The organism is Nonomuraea ceibae (genome assembly GCF_019396325.1).
GTDB classification, from domain to species: domain Bacteria; phylum Actinomycetota; class Actinomycetes; order Streptosporangiales; family Streptosporangiaceae; genus Nonomuraea; species Nonomuraea ceibae.
The window spans coordinates 1-3,771 of sequence record NZ_JAHKRO010000232.1; the positions used below are offsets into that span (position 1 = coordinate 1).

Sequence of the window (3,771 nt, forward strand, 5' to 3'; positions counted from 1 at the left end):
GCCCTCGGCCTGACGGCCCTCGCCCTGGCCGCCACCGCCGCCGCGCTCCCCGCCGTCCGCCGCACGCCGGCCGCGACCGGGCGCGCCACCCGGGCGGCGTACGGGAGCCGCAAGCTGGCGTGGGCGGCCGGGGCGGCGGCCGCGGGGTGGGCGGCGATGACGGCGGAGTTCGCGTGGGCGCGGATCGCGCCCGGCCCGCGGACGCCCGCCGAGGTGGCGCGGATGGCCGTCACCAGCGTCGTGATCCCGCCGGTCGCCTGCGCGCACCGGCTTCGAGGGGAATGGAGGGTACGGCGATGAGCGCTGCGGTGCTGTCACGGGCCCGCCCGCAGGCACAGCCGGCCGCCGAGAGCGAGCCGGCGGGCCGCGGGCCGCGGCGCGGCCGGGGCCGGGTGCTGGTCGCGCGGCTCGACGACGCCGGGGACGTGCTGCTGGCCGGACCAGCCGTGCGGGCGGTCCGGGAGGGCGCCCGCGAGGTGGTGATGCTGGCCGGCCCGCACGGCCGGGCGGCGGCCGAGCTGTTGCCCGGGGTGGACCGGGTGATCGAGTGGCGGGCCCCGTGGATCGACCACGACCCGCCGGCCGTGGACGCCGACCGGGTGAACGAGCTGGTCCGGCGGGTGCGCGGCATCGACGAGGCGCTGATCCTCACGTCCTTCCACCAGTCGGCGCTGCCGCTGGCCCTGCTGCTGCGGCTGGCCGGGGTGCGCCGCATCTCGGCGATCAGCAACGACTACCCCGGCTCGCTGCTCGACGTGCGTCACGTCGTGGACGAGAGCCAGGACGTGCCGGAGGCCGAGCGGATGCTCGAACTGGCCCGCGCCGCCGGGTTCGAACTCGCGCCCGGCGACGACGGCAGACTCGCAGTTCGGCGGCCACTTCCGGATATGAGCCGCCAGATCGGGCAGGCACTGAGCGCCGGCGGCGTTGCCGGCAAAGGCGCGTATGTCGTGGTGCACCCGGGGACCACCGCCCCCGCCCGGTCCTGGCCCGCAGAAAGGCACCGCCAGACCGTGAAGGAGCTGGTCGACGACGGGCATCGCGTCGTCGTCACCGGCAAGGAACGCGAGCTCACCGCCTTCGTCGCCCACCAGGTCGCCGCCGACCTGGGCGGCAGGACGACGTTCGCCGAGCTGGCGGCCGTGATCGAGGGCGCGTCGGTGCTGGTGGCCGGCAACACGGGCCCCGCGCACCTGGCGGCCGCGGTCGGCACCCCGGTCGTCAGCCTGTTCGCTCCCGTCGTCCCGGCCGCCCGCTGGGCTCCGTACGGCGTGCCGGTGGTGCTTCTCGGTGACCAGCAGGCGCCCTGCCGCGCGAGCAGGGCGCGCCTGTGCCCGGTACCCGGGCATCCGTGCCTGTCAGAGGTGACGAGTGAGCAGGTGGTCAAGGCAGTAAGGGAGCTGGCGCAGTGAAGATCGATCTCATCTCGGAGCATGCCGATCCGCTGGCCGCCGTGGGCGGCGTCGACTCGGGCGGCCAGAACGTGTACGTCGCCGCGCTGGCCGTGGCGCTGGCCGGGCGCGGCCACTCGGTGGTCGTGCACACCCGCCGGTCCGATCCCGTCCGTCCCGTCTCGGTGCCGCTCGCGCCGGGCGTCACGGTCTCCTACGTCCAGGCGGGGCCGCTCGCCCCGGTGCCCAAGGACGAGCTTCCCCCGTACATGCCGGAGTTCACCGAGCGGCTGGCCGAGCGGTGGGCGCGCCGCCGGCCGGACGTGGTGCACGCGCACTTCTGGATGAGCGGGCAGGCGGCGCTGGAGGCCGCCGACGGGGTGCCGGTGGTGCAGACGTTCCACGCGCTGGGCACGGTCAAGCGGCGCTGGCAGGGCGGCGCCGACACCAGCCCGGCGCACCGGATCGCCACCGAGCGCGAGATCGGCGAGCGGGCCGACGCGATCCTGGCGACCTGCCGGGACGAGGTGCTGGAGCTGCGCGCGATGGGCGTGCCCGAGCGGCGGATCACCGTGGTGCCGTGCGGGGTGGACGTGGACGAGTTCCGCCCGGACGGGCCGGTCGCGCCGCGCGACGGGCGGCCGCTGGTGCTCAGCATCGGCCGGCTGGTGCCGCGCAAGGGCGTCGACACGGTGATCGCGGCGCTGCGCAGGCTGCCGGACGCCGACCTGGTGATCGCCGGCGGGCGGGCCGACGACGAGGAGGCGGTGCGGCTGCGCGACCTGGCCGGCCGCTACGGGCTGGGCGACCGGGTGCGGGTGATCGGCAGCGTGCCGCGCGAGGACGTGCCGGCGCTGATGCGCTCGGCCGACGTGCTCGTCGCGGTGCCCTGGTACGAGCCGTTCGGGATGGTCCCGGTGGAGGCGATGGCGTGCGGGGTGCCGGTGGTGGCCTCGGCCGTCGGCGGCCACCTGGACACGGTGGCCGGGGCGGGCCTGCTCGTGCCGCCGCGCCGCCCGCGCGCCCTGGCCAGGGCGCTGCGCGACGTGCTCGACAACCCGGACAGGCGCCGCGAACTGGGCGAGGCGGGAGCCCGCCGAGCCCGCGACCGGTACGGCTGGCCGAGGGTCGCCGAGCTGACCGAGGCCGTGTACACGCAGGTCATCGACGGCCAGCCGCGCCGTCTGGCCGCTCTTGGGGGGTAGCCATGGACACGCATCTGGAGAAGCTCCGCACCGCCCTGGCGCGGGTCGACGGCCACGCGGTCACGGTCCGCGCCTGGGGCGGCAAGCTGGCGGGCGTGCTGTCGGCCGGCGGCCGGCTGCTGGCCTGCGGCAACGGCGGGTCGGCGGCCGAGGCGCAGCACCTGACGGCCGAGCTGGTCGGCAGGTTCAAGGACGACAGGCAGCCGTACGCGGCGATCCCGCTGCACGCCGACACCTCCTCGATGACCGCGATCGTCAACGACTACGGCGCCGACGAGGTGTACGCCCGCCAGGTGCGGGCGCACGGCCGGCCCGGTGACGTGCTGGTGTGCCTGTCGACCAGCGGCGGCAGCACGAACGTGATCAACGCGGCGCTGGCGGCGCAGGAGGCCGGCATCCTCGCCTGGGCGCTGACCGGGCCCGCGCCGAACCCGCTGGCCGACGTCTGCGACGAGACCGTCGCCGTGCCGTTCGACGACATGGCGACCGTCCAGGAGGTCCACCTCGCGATGATCCACATGCTCTGCGACGCGGTCGAAGAGGCGCTGTGATGGGGCCGCTCGTGGTGATCGGGGACACGCTGCTCGACGTGGACGTCGAGGGCGAGACCGAGCGCCTGTGCCCCGACGCGCCCGTGCCGGTGGTGGACGTGGCCGCCGAGCGCGCCCGGCCCGGCGGCGCGGGCCTGGCGGCGCTGCTCGCCGCCCGCGACGGCGCCGACGTGGTGCTGATCACCGCGATCGGCGACGACCCGGCCGGCCGCCGCCTGTGCGGGCTGCTGGCCGACGAGCTGGAGCTGGTCCGCCTTCCGCTGCGCGGCGGCACCGTACGCAAGACGAGGATCAGGTCGCGCGGCCAGACGCTGCTGCGGATCGACACCGGCGACGGCCGGGCCAGGCGGGCGCCCGAGCACGCCAGGGCGGCCGAGGCGGTCGCCGGGGCGGGCGCGGTGCTGGTCGCCGACTACGGCCGGGGCGTCGCCCGGGTCGCGCTGGAGCTGCTGCGGGGCGTGGACGTGCCGGTCGTGTGGGACCCGCACCCGAAGGGCGAGCGGCCCCCGGCGGGCTGCGCCCTGGTCACGCCGAGCGAGGCGGAGGCGTGCGGCCTGTGCCCCGGCCCCTACCCCGGCCCCGACCGGGCCGCCCGGCGGCTGCTGCGCGAGCTGGACGCCCCGG

At 76.9% G+C, this 3,771-nt stretch carries 4 protein-coding genes and 1 pseudogene; all 5 read left to right on the top strand.

Annotated features, from left to right (window positions below):
• Nucleotides 1-300, top strand: a pseudogene (locus tag KME80_RS51550) (hypothetical protein); the annotation flags it as partial.
• Nucleotides 297-1,412, top strand: a complete 1,116-nt coding sequence (locus KME80_RS49625) for a glycosyltransferase family 9 protein (RefSeq protein WP_219520015.1) — start codon at nucleotides 297-299, stop codon at nucleotides 1,410-1,412. The pseudogene KME80_RS51550 and the gene KME80_RS49625, both read left to right, overlap by 4 nt.
• Nucleotides 1,409-2,596 carry a glycosyltransferase gene (locus tag KME80_RS49630; RefSeq protein WP_219520018.1) on the top strand — a complete coding sequence of 396 codons (1,188 nt, stop codon included), beginning with the start codon at nucleotides 1,409-1,411 and terminating at the stop codon, nucleotides 2,594-2,596. The genes KME80_RS49625 and KME80_RS49630 overlap by 4 nt, the downstream gene beginning before the upstream one ends.
• A 2-nt stretch (nucleotides 2,597-2,598) precedes the next feature.
• Complete coding sequence (locus tag KME80_RS49635; RefSeq protein ID WP_219520021.1) at nucleotides 2,599-3,147, top strand: D-sedoheptulose-7-phosphate isomerase; 549 nt, start codon at nucleotides 2,599-2,601, stop codon at nucleotides 3,145-3,147.
• A gap of 11 nt (nucleotides 3,148-3,158) precedes the next feature.
• The coding region (locus KME80_RS49640) for a PfkB family carbohydrate kinase (protein ID WP_308126274.1) at nucleotides 3,159-3,771 on the top strand (613 nt) is incomplete at its 3' end.